We start from the raw sequence: 22,808 nt of genomic DNA, 5'->3' as shown, positions 1-22,808 counted from the left end.
CCTCGGCGCCGCGCCGCGAGTCAGCGGGACGGCAGGTTCGCGAGGAGGCCGACGCTCTCCGCCAGGGCGCCGGGCTGGCCGAGTGCGTGGAAGTCCGCCTCGACCTCGGACAGTTCGAGGGCTCCCGCGCGTATCGCGTGGTAGCGGACGACCGACCACAGGAAGACGTCGAGGTTGTCGAACTGCGTACCGGTCTCGATCACCTCCTCCTCGTGGAACCACACCGCGACCCGACCGTCGGCAAGGACCACGTAGTAGTTGCCTCCGCCGTCCGCGCCGATGGACCAGACGTCGTCGTCGGACAGCTCCGTCTCGTAGTCGGAGTCGAGGATCCGGCAGTCGTTGGCCGCGAACTCGAAGGCGTACGACCAGTCGTGGATGTCCAGGCACTCCGGCAGCGTCCCGGCCCGGACCCGGCGGTCGTACCCGGCCAGGGCGGTCGCGGCGGCGGGCGGCAGCCCGGCGAGGAAGGGGGCGACCGGGCGGGTCGACGCGGGGACGGAGACTCGCGGCAGGTCGGGGAACCAGCGCGCCAGGTCGCCGTCCAGATCCCGGTCCACGTAGCCGGTCAATTGCCCGACGGTGAGAGACATGCGGTGAAGATAGCCGAGGGGTCCGACATCCCTGCGCCCGTGGGAGCGGGCGACCGTCCCCGCCCGGCGGGCATCGCCACCGCCCACAGAACGATATCGATTTCAGCGCGTCAGTGATATCGTTTCCAGGTAGACAGTCGGCGCTCGGGAGGAGTCGTCCACATGGCCAGAACAGTCATCGACCTCGATGAGGACATGGTCGCCGAAGCCATGCGGATCTTCGGGACCAAAACCAAGGCGAAGGCCGTACGTCTCGCCATGGAGGACGCCGTCAAGCGCCATCTCCGGCAGGAGTTCTTCGACGCCATGGACGCCGGCGACCTCGACTTCAGCGAGATCGTGGAGAGCACCGGGCCCCGGCACCCCGACGGCTCCCTGAAGCGCGACGGAGGTCGCGCCGCCTGATGCGGAACGCGTATCTGATCGACAAGTCCGCGTTGGCCCGCTGGACGAAACCCGATGTCAAAGAAGTACTGAAGCCACTGCACGAGCGGTATCTGCTCGCCGTATGCCGACCGACCGAGTACGAGATGGTCCACTCCGCGCGGGACAGCGCCGAGGCCCTCCGGATCAGTACCTGGCTGCACGCCTTCGACTATCTCCCCACCGGGGACGACGCCTTCACCCGCGCCCTCGAAGTCCAGCGCCACGCGCTCAACGCGGGATTCCACCGGGCCCTCTCCCTCGCCGATCTGCTGATCGCGGCGACGGCCGAACTGAACCGGCGGACCGTTCTCCACTACGACAGCGATTTCGACATGATCGCCTCCATCACCGGCCAGCCCGCCGAATGGGTCGTACCGCCCGGCACCGCCGACCGCTGAAGACGGGCGGCGGGCAGGCGGCCACCGGGTAGCCTCGCCGCCGTCGCCGCGCGGCGGTGCCCCGGGAAGCGGAATCCCGAACCCGTACACACCGTCTGTAACGGGAAAAACACCCCCACGCCGCTTCGATAACATGATCGGGCTACCAGCATCGCCTGCCCATCCGTCCTTCACCGGAATACGTGCCATCGAGCGCGAAGGGCGACTCTTCACCCCACCAGACTCGAAGACATCGGCCGGAAAATTGATACGAATACATAACGGAACGACGCCCGCGGGTTGGCGCCGACCCCAGATACTCCTGTGGGCCGCGGCGGGTGCCATCGCTCTCGGATTCGTGATCGCGCTGGAGATCGCCGCGCGTCATCACGGCGCCCCCGGGCCCATCACCACGCAGTGGCGCGAGGCGATCTTCCGGCCCGTGTCGGGGCCCCTGCTGTACGCCAGCATGGCGCTGATGATGGTCGTCCTCAGCTGGCGGCAGCGGGCCATCGCCTTCTCCGTCGCCGTCGGGATCGATGTTGTCTTCGCGCTCGTACGGCTGCCGTTCGGCGCCGCCCAGGGGTACGGCAACGGCGCCCTCTGGGTGATCATCGGGGTCGCCGTGCTGGCGATCACGCGCCGGACCGGGGCCGAGCGGATCCTGATGCTGAAGGGTGTCGGGCTGGGGCTGCTGCTGGTGACCGGGCGGAAGACCGGTGACGCCTGGCTGCTGATCACCTCGAAGACCAAACCCGAGGTGCTGGACCCGTATCTGGTCGTCGCCGACCAGGCGCTCGGCAGCCCGTCGTGGGTGGTGGGCCGGATGGTCGAGGCGACCGGGTCCGTCGGGCACAACGTCCTGGACTGGGTCTACGTCCAGCTCGCGGTCGCCGCGGTCTGTGCCGCGCTCTACCAGCTCCGCCACGTCAACCGGGACGGCCGGTTCCCCGGACACCACCTGGTCCGCACGTTCCTGGTGATCGGGCTGCTCGGGCCGGGCATCTACATGATCTTCCCGGTGGTCGGGCCGATCTACGCGTACGGCGTCGAGGGCGGCGCCTTCGCCGCGGCCAACGTCTGGCCGGAGACGCTGCCGTCGATCGGCACCCCGGCGCCGATCCCGTTCGACGAGATCACCCCGCGCAACTGCATGCCCAGTCTGCACACCGCCTGGGCCACCGCGATCTACATCCACACCCGCCGGAGCCCTCGCCCGCTGCGCTGGGCGGGCACGATCTGGCTGATCGCGACGCTCGCCGCGACCCTCGGCTTCGGCTACCACTACGGTCTCGACCTGGTCGCCGGTGTCGTCTTCACCCTCACCATCGAGGCGGGTATGCGCGCCCTGGACCGGGGCTGGAACCGCCAGGTCGTCCAGTTCGTGGTGTACGGCACCGCCGTCTTCGCCGCGCTCCTGGTGTCGTACCGCTTCCTGTCCGTCCCGATGGGCGACCACCCGTGGGTGTTCGGGCCGCTGACGCTGCTGTCGATGGCCTCGGTGATCTACGCCTATGTACGGCTCACCAGGCGCTGGGATCGGGACGCCGAGGCGAAGGCCGCGAAGGAGACCGAGGCCGGGGACGGGACCGGGACCGCCGTGGTCCCGGGCCCGAGGACCGAGCCCGAAATCAACACCGCGACCGCGGCCGAGGCCGAGTCGAAGTCCGCGTCGAAGCGGAAGCCCGACTCCGAGCCGGAGGCCGAGGCCGAACTCGTCTGACCCGCACCCGAGGCGCCGCCCCCGACATCACGGGGGCGGCGCTTCGCGTTGTCCACAGGGCCCCGCACCGGCGGCGGATGCCGGATAACGTCACGATCATGCAATCGCCGAAGGGAAACCTCACCGACCAGGCGCCCGCGAACCCCGCCGCCACCGACGACATGCTGGCCAGCCAGCCCGTGGGCTACTGGACCGGGCTCGCGCACGCGACCGTCACCCGCCATCTGCGGGACGCCATGGCGAGGACGGACGTCACCCAGCCCCAGTACTGGGTGTTGAACCTCGTCCACGGCCGCCCCACGCCACCCGCCGCGGCCGAGGTCGTCGCCGAGCTGACTCCGCTCGCCGACGGGCCGTACGAGATAGCCAGAACCGTCGACCAACTGCTCCACCGGGGCTGGCTGCGCCCGCTCCCCGACGGCGAGGCGCTGGCGCTCACCGACGCCGGGGAGGCGGCCAGGGCGCGGCTGCGCGAGCTGGTGACCGAGGTGCGGGCCGTGGTCCACCAGGGGATCGACGACGAGGAGTACGTGGCCGCTCTCAAGGTACTGCGCCGCATGGTGGCCAATGTGGAGGACGCCGGGCGTCGCTGAGTCACGGATCCGGCCCGGCCCGGGGCGGGCCGTCGAGGCCGCGTACCCCGGCGTCGTACTCGGCGAGCAGGTCCCGGAGCTGGTCCAGTGCCTCGGGCGGGATTTCCGCGGGGGCCGTCTCCGCGACATAGCGGGCGGCGGCGGTGAGGGCGGCCAGCTCGTAGGCGTGGAGGGTGATCCGCAGAACGGTGGGGCGGATACGTTCCAGTTCCATCGGGCGCGCCCCGTCAGGACGTGTCCTCCTTGGCCCTGACATAGGCGGCGACCTCGGCGAGTTCGGCGGCGAAGGAGTCGTAGTCCTCCTGCATGCCGTTGAGGTAGGCGCTCCAGCCGAGGGACGCCTTCGCGTAGTGGACCGCTTCCTGGATCTCCTCGTCCGTGGCGCCGAAGAGTTTGGCGGCCTCGGTGTGGAAGAGGGTGCAGTAGCGGCACTTGGTCTCGGCGTGGATGGCCACGCCCATGAGTTCCTTGTACTTGTTGGGGATGAGCGTCTCGCCGAGTTCGAGCCGCTTGAAGATCTCCCATTCCGGGCCGAGGAGTTCGGTGGGGATCCGGGAGAAGAAGTGCGGGACGAGTCCCAGGGCCTCCTTGATCTCGGCCTCGATCTCACCCCGGTTGACCGTGGGGGTGGTCATGGCGCGTCGCCTCCTGTGGCTGATCGCAGGGCCCTGACACACCCGGTTCCGGGCCGCGCCGGGCCCTCGTTTCCCAGCCTAGACCCGTTTCGGGTACGCGTCACCGCGCGGTGACCGTACGCGGTCCGGCCTCCCCGGACCGTCATCCCGGACCGCCCCCGGCGCTCGTCCCGGACCGGCCCGGGCACTCGTCCCGGGCCTACGTACGAGGAGTCGTCCCGGGCCCTCGTTCCCGGCCACCGGGCGGGACCGGCGGACTGCCGAATTGCAAAATTCTGCAATTAGCAGGATGCTGGGGCGTCGAATCGGCCGGGTCCGCAGGTAGCCGCGGGCCCGGCCGCCTACGCCCCGGGCCGGGGCCCGGACGGACGAGGGGGCGCGAACACCGTGGCGCTCCCCGGTCTCGACGCCCTCCGCGTGCTGCCCCGCCGCCTCGTGCTCACTCTCCCCGCCACAGGGCCCTCCGTCCGGGTCGCCCGCGAGAACGCCGAACAGGCCCTGCGGGAGTGGGGGATACAGCCCCGGCACCGGGTCGCGGACACGGCGCTGCTGATCCTCGCCGAGCTGGTCACCAACAGCGTCCGGCACGCCGCCGAACTCTCCCCCTCGGTCACCGTCGTCCTCGGCGCGAGCCCGTCGGCCCTCGCCCTCGGGGTCCACGACCGCCATCCGGACCGGCCCGTGCTGTCGGCGGAGCGGACCGGGCCCGGCGGCGGTCTGGCGACCGTGCTGGAGCTGGTCCAAGACCTCGGCGGTACGGCGTCCGTCCTGACCGATACCGAGCACGACGGCAAGACCGTCTGGATCGATCTGCCGCTCTGACCTCGGGTTTCCGGCCCCGTCCCGGCGGCTTCGGGCCGCCGCCCCGCCCGCCGGGCGGGGCCATGCCCGATGATGAGCGCATGGCGAAGAGTTCACAGGGGTCGCGATCCGACATGCGTACACGTCCGGCGGGGCCGGTCCGATGAGTACACCGCTGTACCAGCTCAAAGCGGAGTTCTTCAAAACCCTGGGCCACCCGGTCCGGATCCGCGTACTCGAACTGCTGAGCGAGCGGGAGCACGCGGTCTCCGAACTGCTCCCGGAGATCGGGGTGGAGGCCGCCGCCCTCTCCCAGCAGCTCGCCGTACTGCGCCGGGCCAGGCTCGTGGTCACCCGGCGCGAGGGCTCGACCGTGATCTACGCCCTGGCCAGCCCCGAGGTCGCCGAACTCCTCCGGGTCGCCAGGACGATCCTGACCGGGGTACTGGCCGGGCAGGCCCGGCTGCTGGAGGATCTGCGGGCCCGGGACGACGGTCCGGTACGTCCCCTACGTCCCCGGGAGTGAACCACGAGTGAGCCGCGAGGGGCCCGGCCCGCCACCGGGCCCGGTCCGGAGACCGCAGGCCGACCGGAGCGCGCGAGCCAGGGGGCCCGTACCACCGTCACGGCGGTACGGGCCCCCGGCCGGCTCATCGAGCCCGGGTCATGAGCTCCAGGTCACGGGGTCTTCTTCGTGATCTGGAGGTCCGCCGTCGGCCGTTTGACCGTGCCGCCCGGCGTACCCGTCGTACTGCTGTTGTTGCCCGCCACCGGGTCGCGGGTCGTCGCGTCGACGGTCGCCGTGTTCCGGATGTCCGAGCCGTCGCCCGTGTAGTCCGGCGCCAGCTTGACCCGGAAGACCCAGGTCACGGACGCGCCGGGGGCGAGGGTCGGCAGCGGGCCGCAGACCACCGCGTCCTCCGACAGGCAGTCGTCGTCGGAGGAGACGAAGGTGAGGGCGGTCGGCAGGACGTCCCTGACCTCGATGTCCTCCGCCTGCGACGGGCCGTTGTTGGTGACCGTCACCTGGTACTCGAAGGTCTCGCCCGGTGCGACCGGGGTCGAGGTGACGGGCCGCTTGACGATCCCGAGGTCCGCCGACGGCTGGGCGACCGTACCGCCGGGGACGGTGGCCGTGTCGGTGTCGTTCTCGCTCGCCGGGTCGATGTTGTCGGCGGTGACCCGGGCGGTGTTCAGCAGATCGCTGCCGTCGCCCTTGTACGCCGGGTCGACCCGGACCGTGAGGATGTACTCGACCGTTTCGCCGACCCCCAGCGGGGCGGTCCGGCGGCAGGACACGGCCTGGCCGGAGACCGTGCATCCGGCGGGTGACGACGAGACGTACGTCAGCCCGGCGGGCAGGTCGTCGGAGAGCCGGACGTTGAACGCGTCCGCCGACGGGCCGTTGTTCGTCACCGTGATCCGGTAGTCGAACCGCTGCCCGGGGATCGGTGACGTGGTGCCGACGGGCTCCTTGGTGACGGAGAGGTCCGCGTACGGCTGGTTGACCGTACTGCCGGGCAGTCCGGCGGGCGGGCTGGTGTTGTTCCCGGGCACCGGGTCGGCGGTGTCGGAGTCCACCACGGCCACGTTCTGGATGTCGGTGCCGTCGCCCCGGTAGTTCGGGTCGAGCCGGACCGTGAAGCGCCAGGTCCTCGACGCGCCGGGGGCGAGCGTCGGCTGCGGGCCGCAGCTCACGTTCTGCCTGGTGGCGGTGCAGCCGTCCGCCGACGAGACGAAGGCCAGCGGCCCCGGGAGGGTGTCGGTGGCGGTGACGCCGACCGCGCGCGACGGGCCGTCGTTGGTGACGGTGACCGCGTACTGGAAGGTCTCACCGGGCGCGATGACGGTATCCGTGGTCGGCCGTTTGGTGACCCAGATATCGGCCTGCGGCTCCGTCACCCCGCCGGGCGGCAGGACCGGCGGCGAGGTGTTGTCCGTCGGGTCGGGGTCCTCCGAGTCGGACGTGGCGGTCGCGGTGTTCCGCAGATCGGTGCCGTCGCCGGTGTACGAGTCGCTGAGCTTGACCCGGAACGTCCAGGTGACCGTGTCACCTGGCGGCAGCACCCCGCGCGGGCCGCAGGTGACGCGCTGGCCGGAGGCCGTACACGGGTCGCCGGACGAGACGAAGGAGAGACCGGCCGGAAGGCTGTCGGTCGCGGTGACGTTACGGGCGTCGGACGGACCGGTGTTCTCCACCGTGATCCGGTACTGGAACTCCTCGCCCGGGGTGGTCGGGCCGGTCCCGATCGCCGTCTTCAGGGTGTTGAGGTCGGAGACCGGGTCGAACGGTCCCGGCGGGCTCACCGGATCGGTCTTGTTGTTGTCCGGGTCGGGGTCCACGGCCTCGGACGTACCGGTGGCGGTGTTCCCCAGATCGGAGCCGTCGCCCTGATAGGAGGGGCTGATCCGGACGACGAACGTCCAGGTCTTGGTCTCGCCGACGACCAGTTCCGGCTCCGGACCGCAGGTCACGGTCAGTCCGGCGGCCGTACAGCCGTCCGCCGACGACACGAACTCCAGGCCCTCCGGCAGGGTGTCCGTGGCCACCACGTCACGCGCCACCGACGGGCCGTTGTTCCGGGCGGTCAGGGTGTACGTCACCAGCCCGCCGGGCGGGGTCGCGGCGGCCCGCGCCGCCGGGGCGAGGGTGCCCAGTTCGGTCACGACCCGGGCGGGCGCGGCCAGGTTCACGGCGCCGGCGGTCCCGGCCCCCAGGGGCAGGGCCGCTCCGGCCAGGACGACGGCGACCGCGGCTCTCACCACGGATCTCGGGCGCCGCCGCCCTTGTCTGCTGCTCGGTCTCATCTCGTTTCGGATCCGTTCGTCGGAGGCGGGGGTTCGGGGTCGGGGTCGGGGTCGGTCGGGAGGGACGGAGTCCCGGAAGGGGGGTCCCGTAAGGGGGTCGAGACGGGCGGGGGTACGGCCGGTCCGGTGACCGGGGTCACCGGGTCACCGGACCGGCCGGGTCCTGGGGGTGGCGCTCCCGCCTCGCCCCGGGGTGGGCGGCGGGTCGCGGGCCGCTCAGTCGGCTCGTTTGCTGAGCGTCACATCGGCCGTCGGCGGGGTGACCCGGCCGCCCGGGACGCCCGCCGTGCCGCTGTTGTTGGTGGTGTCCGGGTCCTGGGTGGTCGCCGTCGCGGTCGCGGTGTTCCGCAGGGCGGTGCCGTCGGCCTCGTACCCCGGATCGATCCGGACCCGGAACGTCCAGCTCACCGATGCCCCGACGGCCAGCCGGGCGGCCGAGGCACAGCTGATGTCCTGGCCGCTCGCGGTACAGCCGTCGGGTGACGAGACGAAGGAGAGCTGGGCCGGGAGCGGGTCGGAGATCCGGACGCCCTGGGCCACCGACGGGCCGTTGTTGGTGACGGTCACCCGGTAGTCGAAGGTCTGCCCGGGGGAGACGGGGGTGGAGGTGACGGGCTGTTTGACGGTCCGCAGATCGGCCCGCGGCTCCGTCACACCGCCGGGCGGGGTGACCGTACCGCTGGTGTTGTTGGCCTGGTTCGGGTCGGCGACGGCATGTGTCACGGTCGCCCGGTTGCCGAGGTCGGTGCCGTCCCCGGTATAGGTGTCGGCGAGTTTGACGCGGAAGGTCCAGGACTGGGAGCCGCCCGCGGCCATGGTCGCCGCCGCCGGGCAGGTGACGGTCTGTCCGCTCGCCGTACAGCCGTCGGGTGACGAGACGAAGGTCAGCCCGGCGGGCAGGGTGTCGGTGATGGTGACGGCGCTGGTGCCGGAGGGGCCCGCGTTGCTCGCCGTCACCCGGTAGTCAAAGGTCTGACCAGGGGTGACGGGTCCGGTGCCGAGGGCCGTCTTGGTGACGGAGACATCGGCGAGGGCGGTGACGGTGGTGGTCGCGGAGGCGCTGTCGTTGGCCGAGTTGGTGTCCGTCCGGTCGGCGGGCGGATAGACGGTCGCGGTGTTGAGATAGGTCCCCGCGACGGCGGACGCCCGGCCCCGGATGGTGTAGGTGACGGAGCCGTTGCGCGGCAGATTGCTCGCGCCGAGGACGGTGTTCCCGCTGCCCGAGGTCTGGATACAGGTACTGCCGGTGGCCGCCGTACAGGTCCAGGTGACATCGGTGAGACCGGGGACGTTGTCCAGCATCCGGGCGCCCATCACGTCGTTGGCGCCGCTGTTGGCGACGGTGACGGTGTAGGTGACGGGGTCGCCCGCGCGGGCGGTGGCCGGGCTGCCGGTCTTGGTGACGGAGAGGTCCGCCGGGACGTTGATCTTCAGATCGCCGATCTCGTGGATATTGGTGGCGAGCCCGGTACTGCCCGAGAAGCCGACCTTGAGGGAGGAGGGGAGAGTCGGCTGATTGGTGATGGTGGAGACGTCGTAGTTGCTGATGACCTGGTTGAGCGCGGTGCCGGGTCCGGTGTCGGACCAGATGGAGACCATCAGCCGGCCGCCGCTGGGGGTGACCGTGACCCGGACCGTGCGGTAGTCGCCCCGGCCTTGGGTCTCCACGGTGCCGCCGGGTCCGGCGGCGGAGGTGCCGAAGCGGTAGCCGGTGTTGTTGTTGCCGCCGCCGCGCAGCACGATCCGGTTGGCCTGGCCGCCGGGGCCGCCGTTGCCGACGGCGTTGGACGAGAAGTTGCCGAACTCGTCCAGGCCGATCCCGAGGAAGGCGCCCGGGACACCGGGCCGGTTGCAGGGCGGGCCGCCGCCGCAGGCATAGCCGAGGCTGCCGCCGGTGGCGCCCGTGCCGTTGGCCGCGGAGCCGTCGGCGAGGAAGAAGGTGAGGCCGTCGCCGCGTTTGCCGTCGAAGGTGGTGCCGCCGTAGGTGGAGTAGGTGAACTCGGCGACGATCCCGAGGCTGGTGGGGAAGGAGTCGTTCATCTCCCAGCCGCCCGCCTGCTGGGTGGCGGCGCTGGTCAGCCGGAGCCAGCCGCCGCTCTGATAGCTGGCGGTACCGGTGAGGCTGCCGAGGTTGCCGGTCGGTCCGTCGAAGGGTTCGTGGACGGGGAAGCTGAGGGCGCGCGGGGCCGCCGCGTGGGTCGGCGGCGGGGCGAGCAGCAGGGCGGCGAGTACGGCGGCCAGGGCGAGGGCGAGTACGGATCCGAACCGGCGGGTGGGGCGGTGGACCGTACGGGGCCGGGCCGTACGGAGCCGAGCTGTACGGGGCCGGGCCGTGGGGTTTCTCATGGCCGGGGGCCCTCCTCCGGGGTGCCGGACGGGCCGGGGGCGCGCAGCTGACGGCGGGAGAGCAGGACGAGGGCGCCGCCGGTGGCCAGGGTCAGCCCGGCGGACCAGGGCAGCCAGCCGGGGATCTCCCGCCCGGTCTGGGCGAGCTGATGCGGCTTATGCGGCTTGTGGGGTTCTTGCGGTTCGTGGGGCTGGTTCGGTTCCTGCGGATGGTGCGGGTGGTGCGGTTCGTGCGGGTTCTGCGGGCCGTTGTCGTCCGGGTGCTCCAGATAGAGGGGTCCGCCGCCGGGGCCGGTCGTACCGGGCCGGTTGTTGTTGTTCCCGGGTACGGGGTCACGGGTCACGGCGGTGACATAGGCCGTGTTCTCGATCTCGCAGCGCCGGTGCTGGTGGGCGGGGTCGTCGCCACCGTGGTCGCCGCCGCCTCCGTGGTGGTCGCCGCCGCCTCCGCCCCCGCCGCCGCGTAGTTCGGCGTCCTCCCGGACCCGTACCAGCAGTTCGTACGTGACGGACTCCCCGGCCGGGAGCCGGTCCAGGACCGGGCAGAGCACCGTACGGTCGTCGTCCGGGGACGGCTCGCAGCCGTCCGGCGACGACTCGAAGGCCAGTACGGCGGGGAGCGCGTCGGTGACCCGGACCCCGACGGCCGTCGCGGGCCCGTTGTTGCGGACGGTGATCCGATAGGTGAACCGGTCGCCCGGCAGCACGGTGTCGGTACGGCCCGGGGGCAGTACCGAGGTCTTGGTCAGGGCGAGGTCGGCCCGCCCGGTGCCGGGGGTAACCGGGACACCGGTATGCGTGGCGGTGTTGTTCTCCTCGTCGGGGTCCTCGGTGTCGGAGCTGACCACGGCGACATTGGTGATGTCGGAGCCGTCGCCGGTGTAGTCGTCGGCGGGCCGGACCGTGAGCAGCCAGGTATGGGTCTCGCCGACGTCGAGGGTGGCCAGCGGGCCGCAGGTGATGTTCTGCCCGTCGGCCGTACAGCCGTCGGAGGACGAGACGAAGACCAGGGAGTCGGGCAGCCGGTCGGTGACGACGACGTCCACGGCCTGGGAGGGGCCGTGGTTCTCCACCGAGACGCGATAGGTGTACGGGGTGCTCTCCGTGGCGGCGGTCTCCGGGGTGCCGCCCTGGTCGGTGGCCTCGGACCGGGCGCCGGGCGCCCCGGCGGCGGCGGAACCGCCGGGGCCGGTGACGGTGACGTCGGCGCCGGGGTCGGTGACGGTGACGTCGGCTTCGGGCTGGGCACCGGGCTCGGTGCCGGTGGTGCCGGGCCTGATGGTGCCGGCGGCCGTGCCTGGGCCCGGGACCGGGCCTGCGGACACTCCCCCGGGCCCGGCCGAGGCGGACGCCGATCCGGAAGCGGGGGTGTCGACCGGTTCCCAGCGGACGGCGAGATCGGCGCGCCCCGGGGAGCGGGGCCCTGTCTCACGGGCCGTACGGTTGCTCCCGGGTGACGCCCCGTCGGCCGCCGCCGGGGCCGTACCGGTGCCGCCCGGCTCAGCGGTCTCGGTCACCCCCGCCGCGCCCGCCACGCCCGCCACGCTGGTCGCTCCCGCCGCACCGGTCGCTCCCCCGGGGTCCGCCGGGCCCACCGGGCTCGTGGCGCTCGCGGCGACCGACGGGGTCAGGGCGATGAGCCCCGCGCCCAGCGCGCAGCAGACGGCGGCCAGACCGCGTCCGCGCCGACCGCCCGGTACGGGCCGTCGCCCGGGGATGCGTCTCATGAGGGGTGCCTTCCGTGCTGACCGGTCCTTGGTCCACGGACTGCACCCTCCCCATGCGCGATCAGTTCATCGTATAAATGCGGCTTAAGTACCTCTGTTGGTGGTAGCGATGACAGCCACTCAGGTCAGCCGCCCGTGGTCGACCCCGGTCGGATGATCATCAGGGCCGTGACCACGGCCCACAGGAGGTTGAAGACCCCGGTGAGCGCCGCCAGTCCGGCTCCCGCACCCCCGCCCCCCACCGCCCCGACCGCCGCGATCGCCTCCTCCTGGCGGGGCAGCAGGACCACCAGAACGGCCGCGGCGGCACCGGTGAGCGCCATCGAGACGATCAGCCAGCCGTCACCGAGCACCCCCAGACTGAGGGCCGTGGCCACCCCGAGCACGGGCACGGCGATCCCGACGGCCGCGTACACCCGGCAGATCCGGTGCAGCACCCGGAGGACGGCCAGATGCTCACCGGCCCCGGGTTCGGCCCGCGCCCGGCGCAGTACGGGCGGAAACATACTGGCGGCCACGGTCACCGGCCCCACCGCGACGATCGCGGCGATCACATGAAGGATGAGCAGGAATTCGAACACGGGCGGCACCGTCGTCTCACGGGTGGATTTCCATCGGTCCCCGTCACGCTAGGCGGGCGGGGACGGGCGGCGGCAGTGGCCGAAGGGACGCGTACCCCACCTTTCCCGCCACCCGCCCCGGGCCCGCCTCGCCTCGCCTCGCCTCCGAGTGCGCCTCGCCTCCGGGCCCGCCTCCGTTCTCGCTCCGGCGGCCGGGACGAGACGTACCGTCAGACGAAGACGCCGAGCGCGACCCCGGCCGCCTCGGCGATCAGAGCGTCCTCCGGCTTCGCGTCCTCGACGTCCTTCTTGGAGAGCGCGGCCAGCACGATCGGCGCGCGGCCCGGCGGCCAGACGACGGCGATGTCGTTACGGGTGCCGTAGCCGCCGGAACCCGTCTTGTCACCGACCGTCCAGCCCTCGGGCGCCCCGGCCCTGATCAGCGCGTCACCGGTGGTGTTCCGCTTCAGCCAGTCGACGAGAACGGCCCGCCGGTCGCCCGGGAGCACGTTCCCGAGGGCGTACTCCCGCAGATCGGCGGCGAGGGCGCGCGCCGTACTGGTGTCCCGGAGGTCACCGGGCACGGCGGCGCTCAGCTCGGTCTCGTACCGGTCGCACCGGGTGACCCGGTCGCCGATCGCGCGCAACGCCTTCTGGAGCCCGGCGGGCCCGCCCAGCTCGTCGAAGAGGAGATTGGCCGCCGCGTTGTCGCTGTAGCGGACGGTCGCGTCGCAGAGTTCGCGCAGGCTCATGCCCTTCCCCACCCGGGGCTCGGTGATCGGCGAGTGCGGCTCGATCACCTCCGGGCCGAAGACGATCCGCCGCTCCATCTGACGCAGGGTGTTCCGCTTCAGTACGGCTCCGGCGATGAGCGCCTTGCAGGTGGACGCGTAGGCGAACCGCTCGTCGGGCCGGTGGACGACGGTACGCCCGCTGCCGGTGTCCACCGCGTACACCCCGAGCACCGCCTTGTACTTCCGCTCCAGCGCCGCGAAGGCGGGCCCGGTTTGACCGGTGTGGTTGGTGGGGCCGGTGGGGTCGGGCTTGCGGGTACCGCCCGGCGGCGCCTTCCGGTCCGGCGTCTCGTCGTTACCACAGCCGACGAGAGGCACGGCCGCGATCCCGGCGACGGCGACGAGCGCGGCCCGGCGGGAGAGATGGCGATCGGTCATGGTGAGTACGTCCTTCCGTAAGGATGTCCTGGCCCTTTCCGTGCCGAGCAGAACAGCGGCCCCGCCGCCGCGTCCAAGACGGATATGGATAAGGCGGTCATGCGCGGACGACTATCACCGCAGGTCAGGAGGCCGGATCGGGGCGGCGGACGACACCGGGCGAAGCCCGGCCGTAGCAGAGGAGTGACATTCCCCTGCCGTACGGCGGCCCTGCCGAAGCGCCGACGGGGCCTGTGCCCCGCCCGGTATCGTCAGCGCTCGACACCGACGAACGGAGGTGGAAGGCATGCCAATCGATACGCCCCGGCGGCCACCCCGTTCACACCGTTCGCCCCCTTCGCCGGATTCCCCACTAGTAAGCAAAAACGCCACCCCCACCTGACAAACCCGCAGGTGGGAAACTGTGCTCCCCGCGCGAGCGGGGATGGTCCCGGCCCGTCGTCGAACTCGTCCGGGGCGGCCGGGTGCTCCCCGCGCGAGCGGGGATGGTCCCGCGATCGTGGCGGCGGTCAGGCCCCAGGCGGTGTGCTCCCCGCGCGAGCGGGGATGGTCCCGAGCGGGGACCGTACGACGGCGTGGCGGGGTCGTGCTCCCCGCGCGAGCGGGGATGGTCCCTGGGGGCGTATCCCTTGCCGTTCTGCTGGCCCGTGCTCCCCGCGCGTGCGGGGATGGTCCCACGGCGACGGTGGGCGGGCTGATGTCGGCGACGTGCTCCCCGCGCGTGCGGGGATGGTCCCGGAAAGTGACCGCCCGGCGAGTCACTACCTCGGTGCTCCCCGCGCGTGCGGGGATGGTCCCTCCTCTTTCTGCGCGTCGATCTGGCTGGCCAAGTGCTCCCCGCGCGAGCGGGGATGGTCCCGGGTCGCCCCAGGCGTGGGCCCAGATGACCGGGTGCTCCCCGCGCGAGCGGGGATGGTCCCCGGCCCTGCGGGATCAGCTCCTGAGAGCCGTCGTGCTCCCCGCGCGAGCGGGGATGGCCCCAAGTCCGAGCTTCCGGCGAGCGTCCCGTACGGGTGCTCCCCGCGCGAGCGGGGATGGCCCCATCAAGTTCTTCGACAAGCTCCTCCAGCTCGGGTGCTCCCCGCGCGTGCGGGGATGGTCCCACTTCGCGCCGCCTTGGGGTTGCACGGAACACGTACTCCCCGCGCGAGCGGGGATGGTCCTCGGCCGCCGATGTCGTACACCGCCCGGTACGCGTGCTCCCCGCGCCCGCGGGGCCAATCCGCCCACCCCGCCAAGCCCCCGCGCCCCGCCAAGCCCCTCCCGCGCCGTGTGGTGCCGTAGCGGTGACCGCCTATGCGCCCCCTCTACCGGCTTCCGCGCCGGGTCCAGCAGAGGCGGAGCCTCGGATATCTGGATAAAAATGGCTCATGGTGCGATCCGGGCGCTCCTCCGGGGCGGATGGCGGCGGGGCGCGGTCCGTTCTCGGGCCGCGCAGTGTCGTGGGGCAGATGTTTCTGCTCCAGCTCGTCGTCGTCATCCTGCTCACCCTCGGCGCCGTCGTCCTGCTGCTGGTCATGGCGCGGCAGGAGAGCCATCAGGAGGCTGGCAGCCGGTCCCTGGCGATCGCCGAGGGGTTCGCCCATGCCCCGGGGACGGCCGCGGCCATCCAGTCGCCGGATCCGACCGCCGTACTGCAACCGAGGGTCGAGGAGGCCCGTAAGGGGGCCGGGGTCGACTTCGTCGTGGTGCTCGACCGGAAGGGCATCCGGCTCACCCATCCGTTCCCGGACCGGATCGGCAAGCCGTCGTCGACCGATATCAAGCCCCTGCTGGCCGGGGAGACCGTGGTCGAGGACTGGGTGGGCACCCTCGGGCCGCAGGTCAGGGCGTACGTCCCGGTACGCGGGCCGGACGGCGCGGTGGTCGGCGCCGTCGGGGCGGGTGTCACGGTCGCCCGGATCCAGTCCGCCGCCCGGGAGCAGCTGCCCGCCGTCCTGGGCGGGGCCGCCGCCGCGGTGGCCCTGAGTACCGGGGGGACCGCCCTGCTCAGCCGTCGGCTGCTGCGCCAGACCCACGGCCTCGGACCGGCCGAGATCACCCGGATGTACGAACACCATGACGCGGTGCTGCACTCCGTCCGCGAGGGCGTCGTCATCGTGGGCCCCGACGGCGGGCTGCGGCTCGTCAACGACGAGGCGCGGCGGCTGCTGGACCTGCCGCCGGACGCGGAGGGCCGGGGGGTGGCGGGGCTCGATCTGCCGCCGGAACTGGCGGAGCTGCTGGTGTCGGGCCGGGAGGCGACCGACGAACTGTTCCTGGTCGGGGAGCGGACCCTGGCCGTCAGCCAGCGACCCACCCGGGGCGCGTACGCCCCCGCCCCTTCCGGCAGCCCGGTCGGCAAACCCGAGAACGCCGAGGGCAAGAGCAGCGCCGAAGGCAGAAGCGGCACCGAGGGCAGGACCGGCGCCGGGCGGGTCGCCACCGTACGCGACACCACCGAACTGCTGGCGGCGTCCGGCCGGGCCGAGGCAGCCCAGCGGCGGCTCCGCGTCGTCTACGAGGCCGGGATGCGGATCGGCAGCACCCTGGACGTCCGCCGGACCGCCCGGGAGCTGGCGGAGACGACCGTCGGCCGGTTCGCCGACTTCGTCACCGTCGACCTCGCGGACGCGGTGCTGCGCGGCGACGAACTCCACGGCACGGAGCGCGACGTCCGCCGGATCGTCGTCGCCGGGATCCGCGACGACGCCCCGTTCTACCCGGAGGGCTCCCGGATCGAACTGGCCTCCGCCACCCCGCAGGCCCGCAGTATGACCACGGGCCGCCCGGTTCTGGAGCCCGAGCTGAGGGCCGCCCGGGACTGGCGGACCCAGGACCCCGGGGGCGCCCGGCAGCTGGTGGAGTACGGGGTCCACACCCTGCTCGCGGCCCCGCTCGCGGCCCGGGGCACCCTGCTCGGCGTGGTCTGCTTCTGGCGCGCGGACCGGCCGGAGCCGTTCGACGCGGACGATCTGGCGCTCGCCGAGGAGGTCGCGGCCCGGGCCGGCGCCTCCCTCGACAACGCCCGCCGCTACACCCGTGAGCACACCATGGCCGTCACGCTCCAGCACAGCCTGATGCCGCGTTATCTCCCGGCGCAGGAGGCGGTGGAGGTCGCGTACCGCTATCTGCCCGCGCAGGCCGGGGTCGGCGGCGACTGGTTCGACGTGATCCCGCTGCCGGGCGCCCGGGTCGCGCTCGTCGTCGGCGACGTCGTCGGCCACGGGCTGCACGCGGCGGCGACCATGGGCCGGCTCCGTACCGCCGTACACAATTTCTCCGCCCTCGATCTGCCGCCCGACGACATCCTCGGCCACCTCGACGAACTCGTCGACCGGATGGACCAGGAGCGCACCCCCGGCGACAACGGGCCCGACGTCACCGGCGCGACCTGCGTCTACGCCGTCTACGACCCGGTCACCGGCGACTGTGTGATGGCCAGGGCCGGACATCCGCCGCCGGTCGTGGTCGAACCCGACGGCCGGGCCCACGTCCTCGACGTACCCGTGTCGCCGCCCCTGGGGAGCGGCGGCGGACTGCCCGTCGAGACCACCCGGTTCCGGCTGGCGGAGGGCGCCCGGCTGGTGCTGTACACGGACGGCCTGATCGAACGCCCCGACCGGGACATCGACACCGGGCTCGACCTGCTCTGCGACGCCGCGTCGGGCCGCCCCGGCCTCGACCCGGAGGCGACCGTACGGGCCGTGCTCGCCGCGCTCCCCGGCGCCCAGCCCCGGGACGACATCGCGCTCCTGGTGGCCCGGACCCACCGGCTGGACCCGGAGCGGATCGCGGAGTGGCACGTACCGTCGGACACGGCCGCCGTCGCCCCCGTACGCGCCGAGTGCTCGGCCCGGCTCCGCGAGTGGGGCCTGGAGAACATCTCCTTCACCACGGAACTGATCATCAGTGAGCTGATCACCAACGCCATCCGGTACGCCTCCCAGCCCATCACCGTACGGATGATCCACAGCACCTCGTTGATCTGCGAGGTCTTCGACGGCAGCAGTACGGCACCGCATCTGCGGCGGGCGTCGATCACCGACGAGGGCGGCCGGGGGCTCTTCCTGGTGGCGCAGCTCGCGGACCGCTGGGGCACCCGGTACACGGCCCGGGGCAAGGCGATCTGGACCGAGCAGAACCTCCACGGGCCGGGCGACGGCACCCCCGGCGGCCCCGATCTGACGGACGCGCTGCTGGACCAGTGGAGCATGTGAACTCCGGCGCACCCGGCATCCGGACGTCGCGGGCGCGGGGTTACGGATCTACGGTCCTACGGTTCTACGGGCTGTCGCCGGGGCCCGGCGCCCTCGCCGAAGGCGGGAGCGGGGCCGGAGCCGAGGCCGCCCCGGACAGACGCGTGATGGGACCCGGGGGCGGTACGTCCCGCCGGAGCCGCGCCCGTACCGCCTGATCCGTGCCCGGAGCCGGAGCCGTGAGCGGTGCCGGAGCCGTACGCGGGCGCCCCCGGCCCGGCAGGCACCCGGTACGGATCCCCGACGGGAACGTACGCCGGGCCCGGTATCGGAGCGGTGTCCGCGACCGTGGTCCAGTCCGCCACCGTCGCCGGGCGTCCGGGACCGCTGTCGGCGATCGCGTACGGCAGGGTCGAGGCCAGCGCTCCGACGAGTGCGAGGGTCACACAGCTGCGGTAGGCAACGGTCGAAGGCGGGGGCGCGGTCCGGCGGGAAAGTTCGATCACACCCCGATCCTTCCGGCCCGGCCCTTCGAAGTCGTCCCCCTTGCCGCCGTACTCCGGCGTCCTCCTCAGGACGGACCCGGCGTACGGCCCCCGGGCCCCGGCCGCCCGACGGACCTGCGGACCGGCCCGGCGTACGGACCCCGGCCGCCCGGCGGGCCGACCCCGCGCGAGGATCCGGCGCGCGGACCCCGGCCCGATAGGCTGGCCCGACCATGCGCACCGTCGACCCCGTCAAGCACGCCGCCCGGCGCGGCCGGATCCTGGAGTCCGCCGCGGCCTGTTTCGCGGAGAAGGGCTTCCACGCCACCCGGACGGCGGACATCTCGGCCCGGGCGGGCATGAGCCCCGGCAATCTCTTCCACTACTTCCCGACGAAGCACGCCATCGTGCTGGCCCTGATCGAGAAGGAAGGCGCCGACACCTCGGCCTATCTCGCCGAGCTGGCCGCCGCCGACGACCCGCTGGCGGCGCTCTTCACCCTGGTCGACACCGTGGCGGAGCTGGCCGCCGACCCCGCGTACGCGAGCCTGACCCTCGACACCGCCGCCGAGGCGCAGCGCGACGAGGCCGTGGCCGCCCTGCTCTCCCGGAACGACCTCGAACTGCGGACGGCGATCGCCGGTCTGCTCGCGCGGGCGGCCGACGCGGGACGGATCGACCCGGATCTCGCCCCGGAGGCGGCGGCCACCTGGGTCGCGGCCCAGTTCGACGCGCTCTTCGCCCGGGTCGCCACGGACCCCGGATTCGCCCCGCTGGAACAGGCGCCGCTGCTCCGGCTGCTGCTGACCCGGTTCCTCGCCGTCCGCGAAGTCTGACAAACCGTCATAATCCTGGCGGCTGTACGCCGCCACACTGCGCCCCGGCATCTCCCTCGCATCCCCCGGCATCCGCCTGCCCGGCGGCCCCTCCTGCCTCATCTCCCTTGACTTCGATAACACCATGATGGTGATAATTGCATTATCGAACGCCCATCAACGGGAGTGAGAGCATGGCGAATCCGTCCGGAAACAACCGCCGCACCTTTCTCCGAACCACCGGCTCGATCGGCGCGATGGCCGCCGTCACCGCGTCCACCACGGGATTCACCACCGGCTCCGGCGCTCGCCCGGAACCCGCCGCCGGGAGCTGGGAATCCGACCTTCCCGCAATGCGCCGGTATCCGACTCTCCGGGAATTACACGGCGCCATCAGGGCCGTTGCCGACGCCCATCCGCGCCGTACCGACCTGCGGACGATCGGCCGCTCCCGGGGCGGCCGGGAGATCCTGCTGCTCTCCGTCGGCAAGGGCCGGGAGAACGCCCTCGTACTCGGCGGTCCCCACCCCAACGAACCGACCGGCTTCCTGACAGCCCTTCAGCTGGCCCGCCTGGCGGCCAGGCGGCCGGAGTTCGCCGAGGGGCTCGATCTGACCTGGCACATCGTCCCCTGTATGGATCCGGACGCGGCGGCGCTGGGCGACGGCTGGTACGGCGGACCGCACACCATCCGGAACTACTACCGGAACTTCTACCGGCCCGCCTTCCGCAATCAGGTCGAATGGACCTTCCCGGTATCCGGGGGATTCGACCGACCCCTCCCGGAAACCCGCCGGTTGATGACGGTCATCGACGAACTGACGCCAAAGCTCGTCTACAGCCTGCACAGTTCGGATTTCTCCGGCTTCCACTTCATGATGAACCGGCCCGTACCGGCGCTGATATCCGATGTCGAACGGGCCGTGGCCCGACGCGGACTGCCGTTCCATCGCGGCCCGGTCGACGGCGGCGCCGAACCCATCGGCCCGGGCTCCTTTCTACTGCCCCCGCTCGCGGCGCCCGGGACGGGCGAGCAACTGCCGCCCGGCGCTTCGAGCATCTACTACGCGGCCCGGCACGGGGCCCTCGGCGTGCTGCCGGAGACCCCGATGTGGCACACACCCCAGCTGGGGGACGTCTCCGACAGCGGCCACCGCTACGCCGCCCTGCTCGACCGGGCCGCCGAACGGCTCACCCGGGACGGGGAGCTGCTGACCGCCGTCGCGGACGCCGCCCGGGACCGCTTCCCGCCGGGTTCGCCGATCGCCGCGGCGGTCGACGAGGGCCTGCTGTTCACCGGCCGGACGGCCGGGGCGTTCCGCGAGATGGCGGCGGACCCCGCGTACGGCCGTCCGGCGACCGTCGCCGAGAGGTACGACCTCCGCTGGATCGCGTACACCATCGCCCTCCGTACCGGCGGCATGCTGACCCGGCTCGTCACCGACCCGGCGGCGGACGGCGGCGCCGATCCCGGTGGCCGGGCGCGACTGCGGAGCTGGTTCAACCGCCGGTGCGCGGAGATGGCCCGCGACTTCCCCGGCCGCGCGTACGACCCCCGGGAACTGGCCGCGGTCCAGATCGAGATCGGGCTGGCCGCCGCGAGGGCCCGGTAGTCTCGACGCGGGCACGACAGCGACGGCGGCCCGCCGGGCGTTCCGCCTTCCGGACCCCGCCGCCGTCCGAACCTCCAGGGACTCTCATGCGCCGCACCCGCGCCGAACAACGGGAACACAACCGCAGGGCCCTGCTGGCGTCGACCCGGCACCTCCTCACGACCCGGGGCACCAGCGTCCCCGTCGACACCATCGCCGAGGCGGCCGACCTCACCACCGGCGCCGTCTACTCGATCTTCGGCAGCAAGCGGGATCTCTTTCTCGCGGTGGTCGAGGAGAGCGTCGCCGAGTACGCGGAGGGAGTCGCCCGGCTCGGTACGGCCGGGGCGACCCTGCCCGGCCTGGTCGAGGCGTACGCCCGGTGGGTCGCCGCCGGGGTGACCGACGACTTCCCCGAAGAGGCCCGGCTCGAAGTCCTGATGGTGCTGCTCTGCCTGGAGGACCCGTTCTTCCGCGACGAGTGTCTGCGGCTCCAGCGGGCCCAGCGGGACGCGCTGGCCGAGCTGCTCACCGGCCGGCCCGTCACCGACGGCCCGGCGGCCCGCCCGGTCGGCCGGGCCGAGGCGACGCTGATCGCCTCGTCACTGCTGGCCGTCACTGCGGGCTTTCTGCTCCGGGGCATCCCGGACGGCCACCGGGACCTGGACGCCATGGTCCGGGCCTGCTCGGCGCTCACGGCTCTCGCCACACCTTGAGCCACCCCCGGCCCTGCCCTTGCCGGACCCCCTCTGACGAACTCCCCTCAGCACGCGCCCCCTCTCCCCCGCTCCGCGGACTCTTGCGAAAACGGATCGGCGTTCCGTATCGTCGAAACGGATCGAGGTTCCGTTTCGGTCCTGCCGCGTTCCCGTGCCCGCGCGCCCTCGGGCGGCCTCGGGCCGGGACCAGATCTCGGAGGACGACCATGCAGTACCGCACGCTGGGCCGTACCGGTGTCCGGATCAGCTCACTGGCGCTGGGCGCGATGAACTTCGGCGCCCTCGGCCGCACCGGCCAGGGCGACGCCGACCGGATCGTCGGCGCCGCCCTGGACGCCGGGATCAACCTCGTGGACACCGCCGACGTCTACAGCGGCGGCCAGTCGGAAGAGCTGGTCGGCAAGGCGATCGCCGGGCGCCGCGACGACGTCGTACTCGCCACCAAGGCCGCACTGCCCATGGGCGACGAACCCAACCGCCGCGGGGCGTCGCGGCGCTGGCTCACCCGGGCCCTCGACGACAGCCTGCGACGGCTCGGCACCGACCACATCGACCTCTATCAGATCCACCGCTGGGACCCGCTCACCGGCGACGAGGAGACCCTCGCGGCGCTCACCGACTTCCGGCGCGCCGGAAAGATCCGCTACTTCGGCACCTCGACCTTCCCCGCGTACCGGCTGGTCGAGTCCCAGTGGGCCGCCCGCGAACACCGGCTGGGCCGCTATGTCACCGAGCAGCCGAACTACTCGATCCTGCAACGCGGCGCCGAGACCGAGATCCTGCCCATCGCCCAGGAGTACGGCCTCGGGGTCCTCGTCTGGAGCCCGCTGGCGTCCGGCTGGCTCTCCGGCGCCGTCCGCGAGGGCCGCGAGATCACCACGAACAGGTCGGCGTTCATGCCCGGCCGCTTCGACGTCTCCGTACCGGAGAACCGGGCCAAGACGGCCGCCGTCGAGCGACTGGCCGCGATCGCCGACGAAGCCGGGCTCACGATGATCCAGCTGGCGCTCGGCTTCGTGACCGCCCACCCGGCGGTCACCTGCGCCCTGATCGGCCCCAGGACCATGGAGCACCTGGAGTCCCAGCTGGCCGCCGCCGACACCGTCCTGTCCGCCGAGATCCTGGACGCCGTCGACGCCGTCGTGGCACCCGGGGTGGACCTCGCGCCCCAGGAGAAGAACCCGACCGCCGTACCCGCGATCACGGATCCGGCGCTGCGCCGCCGCGCGTCCTGACAACCCCCGCCGGAACACGTGCC

The 22,808-nt window shown here is 72.6% G+C and carries 20 protein-coding genes and 1 CRISPR repeat array; of the genes, 11 read left to right on the top strand and 9 right to left on the bottom strand.

Translation table 11 applies throughout. The features are described 5' to 3' along the window. Positions 1-20: 20 nt before the first annotated feature. Complete coding sequence (locus AB0G74_RS06370; RefSeq protein WP_361141311.1) at positions 21-593, bottom strand: hypothetical protein; 573 nt, start codon at positions 591-593, stop codon at positions 21-23. A gap of 162 nt (positions 594-755) precedes the next feature. Here AB0G74_RS06370 and AB0G74_RS06365 point away from each other — a divergent pair, with 162 nt between their 5' ends. From AB0G74_RS06365 to AB0G74_RS06350, 4 genes are all read left to right on the top strand, one after another. Beyond that, positions 756-998: a type II toxin-antitoxin system VapB family antitoxin gene (locus tag AB0G74_RS06365; protein ID WP_361141309.1), complete on the top strand. Its 243-nt coding sequence runs from the start codon at positions 756-758 to the stop codon at positions 996-998. Next, positions 998-1,417: a PIN domain nuclease gene (locus tag AB0G74_RS06360; RefSeq protein WP_361141307.1), complete on the top strand. Its 420-nt coding sequence runs from the start codon at positions 998-1,000 to the stop codon at positions 1,415-1,417. The genes AB0G74_RS06365 and AB0G74_RS06360 overlap by 1 nt, the downstream gene beginning before the upstream one ends. A gap of 295 nt (positions 1,418-1,712) precedes the next feature. After that, the gene (locus AB0G74_RS06355) at positions 1,713-3,119 is read left to right on the top strand and encodes a phosphatase PAP2 family protein (RefSeq protein ID WP_361141356.1); all 1,407 of its coding nucleotides are present in this window, start codon (positions 1,713-1,715) and stop codon (positions 3,117-3,119) included. A gap of 98 nt (positions 3,120-3,217) precedes the next feature. Then, positions 3,218-3,712, top strand: coding sequence for a MarR family winged helix-turn-helix transcriptional regulator (locus AB0G74_RS06350; RefSeq protein ID WP_361141305.1), 495 nt, complete (start codon positions 3,218-3,220; stop codon positions 3,710-3,712). Position 3,713: 1 nt separating this feature from the next. Here the strand turns inward: AB0G74_RS06350 and AB0G74_RS06345 are convergent, their stop codons facing one another. Then, positions 3,714-3,926: a hypothetical protein gene (locus AB0G74_RS06345; protein WP_361141303.1), complete on the bottom strand. Its 213-nt coding sequence runs from the start codon at positions 3,924-3,926 to the stop codon at positions 3,714-3,716. A gap of 13 nt (positions 3,927-3,939) precedes the next feature. Then, on the bottom strand, positions 3,940-4,347 hold the full coding sequence (locus AB0G74_RS06340) for a carboxymuconolactone decarboxylase family protein (RefSeq protein WP_358826711.1): 408 nt from the start codon (positions 4,345-4,347) through the stop codon (positions 3,940-3,942). 387 nt (positions 4,348-4,734) lie between these two features. Here AB0G74_RS06340 and AB0G74_RS06335 point away from each other — a divergent pair, with 387 nt between their 5' ends. Further along, entirely contained in the window at positions 4,735-5,169 is a 435-nt protein-coding gene (locus AB0G74_RS06335; protein WP_361141300.1) for an ATP-binding protein, read from the top strand. A 142-nt stretch (positions 5,170-5,311) separates the two neighbouring features. Next, positions 5,312-5,674: a metalloregulator ArsR/SmtB family transcription factor gene (locus tag AB0G74_RS06330; protein WP_361141298.1), complete on the top strand. Its 363-nt coding sequence runs from the start codon at positions 5,312-5,314 to the stop codon at positions 5,672-5,674. Positions 5,675-5,826: 152 nt separating this feature from the next. Here AB0G74_RS06330 and AB0G74_RS06325 read toward each other — a convergent pair whose 3' ends face one another. The 5 genes from AB0G74_RS06325 to bla form a co-directional block, all read right to left on the bottom strand. Then, positions 5,827-7,914 (bottom strand): DUF11 domain-containing protein, encoded by a 2,088-nt coding sequence (locus tag AB0G74_RS06325; protein WP_361141296.1) that lies wholly within the window; start codon positions 7,912-7,914, stop codon positions 5,827-5,829. 258 nt (positions 7,915-8,172) lie between these two features. Continuing rightward, positions 8,173-10,302, bottom strand: a complete 2,130-nt coding sequence (locus AB0G74_RS06320) for a hypothetical protein (protein WP_361141294.1) — start codon at positions 10,300-10,302, stop codon at positions 8,173-8,175. Beyond that, on the bottom strand, positions 10,299-12,029 hold the full coding sequence (locus AB0G74_RS06315; protein WP_361141292.1) for a DUF11 domain-containing protein: 1,731 nt from the start codon (positions 12,027-12,029) through the stop codon (positions 10,299-10,301). The genes AB0G74_RS06320 and AB0G74_RS06315 overlap by 4 nt, the downstream gene beginning before the upstream one ends. 125 nt (positions 12,030-12,154) lie before the next feature. Further along, positions 12,155-12,610: a hypothetical protein gene (locus tag AB0G74_RS06310; protein ID WP_361141290.1), complete on the bottom strand. Its 456-nt coding sequence runs from the start codon at positions 12,608-12,610 to the stop codon at positions 12,155-12,157. Between the two features lie 209 nt (positions 12,611-12,819). Continuing rightward, on the bottom strand, positions 12,820-13,761 hold the full coding sequence (bla, locus tag AB0G74_RS06305; RefSeq protein ID WP_361141288.1) for a class A beta-lactamase: 942 nt from the start codon (positions 13,759-13,761) through the stop codon (positions 12,820-12,822). A gap of 403 nt (positions 13,762-14,164) precedes the next feature. Further along, positions 14,165-14,982: direct repeats of the CRISPR family, unit length 25 nt; unit sequence GTGCTCCCCGCGCGAGCGGGGATGG. A gap of 149 nt (positions 14,983-15,131) precedes the next feature. Here bla and AB0G74_RS06300 point away from each other — a divergent pair. After that, positions 15,132-17,960 carry a SpoIIE family protein phosphatase gene (locus AB0G74_RS06300; RefSeq protein WP_361141286.1) on the top strand — a complete coding sequence of 943 codons (2,829 nt, stop codon included), beginning with the start codon at positions 15,132-15,134 and terminating at the stop codon, positions 17,958-17,960. A gap of 56 nt (positions 17,961-18,016) precedes the next feature. Here AB0G74_RS06300 and AB0G74_RS06295 read toward each other — a convergent pair whose 3' ends face one another. Further along, positions 18,017-18,445: a hypothetical protein gene (locus AB0G74_RS06295; RefSeq protein ID WP_361141284.1), complete on the bottom strand. Its 429-nt coding sequence runs from the start codon at positions 18,443-18,445 to the stop codon at positions 18,017-18,019. Between the two features lie 212 nt (positions 18,446-18,657). Between AB0G74_RS06295 and AB0G74_RS06290 the strand changes: the two genes are divergently transcribed. The 4 genes from AB0G74_RS06290 (at position 18,658) to AB0G74_RS06275 (ending at position 22,785) form a co-directional block, all read left to right on the top strand. Further along, the gene (locus AB0G74_RS06290; protein ID WP_361141282.1) at positions 18,658-19,260 is read left to right on the top strand and encodes a TetR/AcrR family transcriptional regulator; all 603 of its coding nucleotides are present in this window, start codon (positions 18,658-18,660) and stop codon (positions 19,258-19,260) included. A gap of 173 nt (positions 19,261-19,433) precedes the next feature. Beyond that, on the top strand, positions 19,434-20,852 hold the full coding sequence (locus tag AB0G74_RS06285) for a M14 family zinc carboxypeptidase (RefSeq protein WP_361141280.1): 1,419 nt from the start codon (positions 19,434-19,436) through the stop codon (positions 20,850-20,852). 86 nt (positions 20,853-20,938) lie between these two features. Beyond that, complete coding sequence (locus tag AB0G74_RS06280; protein ID WP_361141278.1) at positions 20,939-21,547, top strand: TetR/AcrR family transcriptional regulator; 609 nt, start codon at positions 20,939-20,941, stop codon at positions 21,545-21,547. Between the two features lie 209 nt (positions 21,548-21,756). Continuing rightward, positions 21,757-22,785, top strand: coding sequence for an aldo/keto reductase (locus AB0G74_RS06275; RefSeq protein ID WP_361141276.1), 1,029 nt, complete (start codon positions 21,757-21,759; stop codon positions 22,783-22,785). Positions 22,786-22,808 lie beyond the last annotated feature (23 nt).

This window comes from Streptomyces sp. NPDC020875, assembly GCF_040641415.1.
In the GTDB taxonomy this organism is placed as follows: Bacteria; Actinomycetota; Actinomycetes; order Streptomycetales; family Streptomycetaceae; genus Streptomyces.
This window is presented reverse-complemented; position numbering and strand designations above follow the sequence as displayed.

What these genes read in the sequence shown, in the direction of transcription:
- AB0G74_RS06285 (WP_361141280.1), top strand. Translation starts at nt 19,434, where the DNA reads ATGGCGAATCCGTCCGGAAACAACCGCCGCACCTTTCTCCGAACCACC.
- AB0G74_RS06275 (WP_361141276.1), top strand. Translation starts at nt 21,757, where the DNA reads ATGCAGTACCGCACGCTGGGCCGTACCGGTGTCCGGATCAGCTCACTG.
- AB0G74_RS06350 (WP_361141305.1), top strand. Translation starts at nt 3,218, where the DNA reads ATGCAATCGCCGAAGGGAAACCTCACCGACCAGGCGCCCGCGAACCCC.
- AB0G74_RS06360 (WP_361141307.1), top strand. Translation starts at nt 998, where the DNA reads ATGCGGAACGCGTATCTGATCGACAAGTCCGCGTTGGCCCGCTGGACG.
- AB0G74_RS06345 (WP_361141303.1), bottom strand. Translation starts at nt 3,926, where the DNA reads ATGGAACTGGAACGTATCCGCCCCACCGTTCTGCGGATCACCCTCCAC.
- AB0G74_RS06340 (WP_358826711.1), bottom strand. Translation starts at nt 4,347, where the DNA reads ATGACCACCCCCACGGTCAACCGGGGTGAGATCGAGGCCGAGATCAAG.
- AB0G74_RS06365 (WP_361141309.1), top strand. Translation starts at nt 756, where the DNA reads ATGGCCAGAACAGTCATCGACCTCGATGAGGACATGGTCGCCGAAGCC.
- AB0G74_RS06370 (WP_361141311.1), bottom strand. Translation starts at nt 593, where the DNA reads ATGTCTCTCACCGTCGGGCAATTGACCGGCTACGTGGACCGGGATCTG.
- bla (WP_361141288.1), bottom strand. Translation starts at nt 13,761, where the DNA reads ATGACCGATCGCCATCTCTCCCGCCGGGCCGCGCTCGTCGCCGTCGCC.
- AB0G74_RS06320 (WP_361141294.1), bottom strand. Translation starts at nt 10,302, where the DNA reads ATGAGAAACCCCACGGCCCGGCCCCGTACAGCTCGGCTCCGTACGGCC.
- AB0G74_RS06300 (WP_361141286.1), top strand. Translation starts at nt 15,132, where the DNA reads ATGGTGCGATCCGGGCGCTCCTCCGGGGCGGATGGCGGCGGGGCGCGG.
- AB0G74_RS06330 (WP_361141298.1), top strand. Translation starts at nt 5,312, where the DNA reads ATGAGTACACCGCTGTACCAGCTCAAAGCGGAGTTCTTCAAAACCCTG.
- AB0G74_RS06280 (WP_361141278.1), top strand. Translation starts at nt 20,939, where the DNA reads ATGCGCCGCACCCGCGCCGAACAACGGGAACACAACCGCAGGGCCCTG.
- AB0G74_RS06315 (WP_361141292.1), bottom strand. Translation starts at nt 12,029, where the DNA reads ATGAGACGCATCCCCGGGCGACGGCCCGTACCGGGCGGTCGGCGCGGA.
- AB0G74_RS06290 (WP_361141282.1), top strand. Translation starts at nt 18,658, where the DNA reads ATGCGCACCGTCGACCCCGTCAAGCACGCCGCCCGGCGCGGCCGGATC.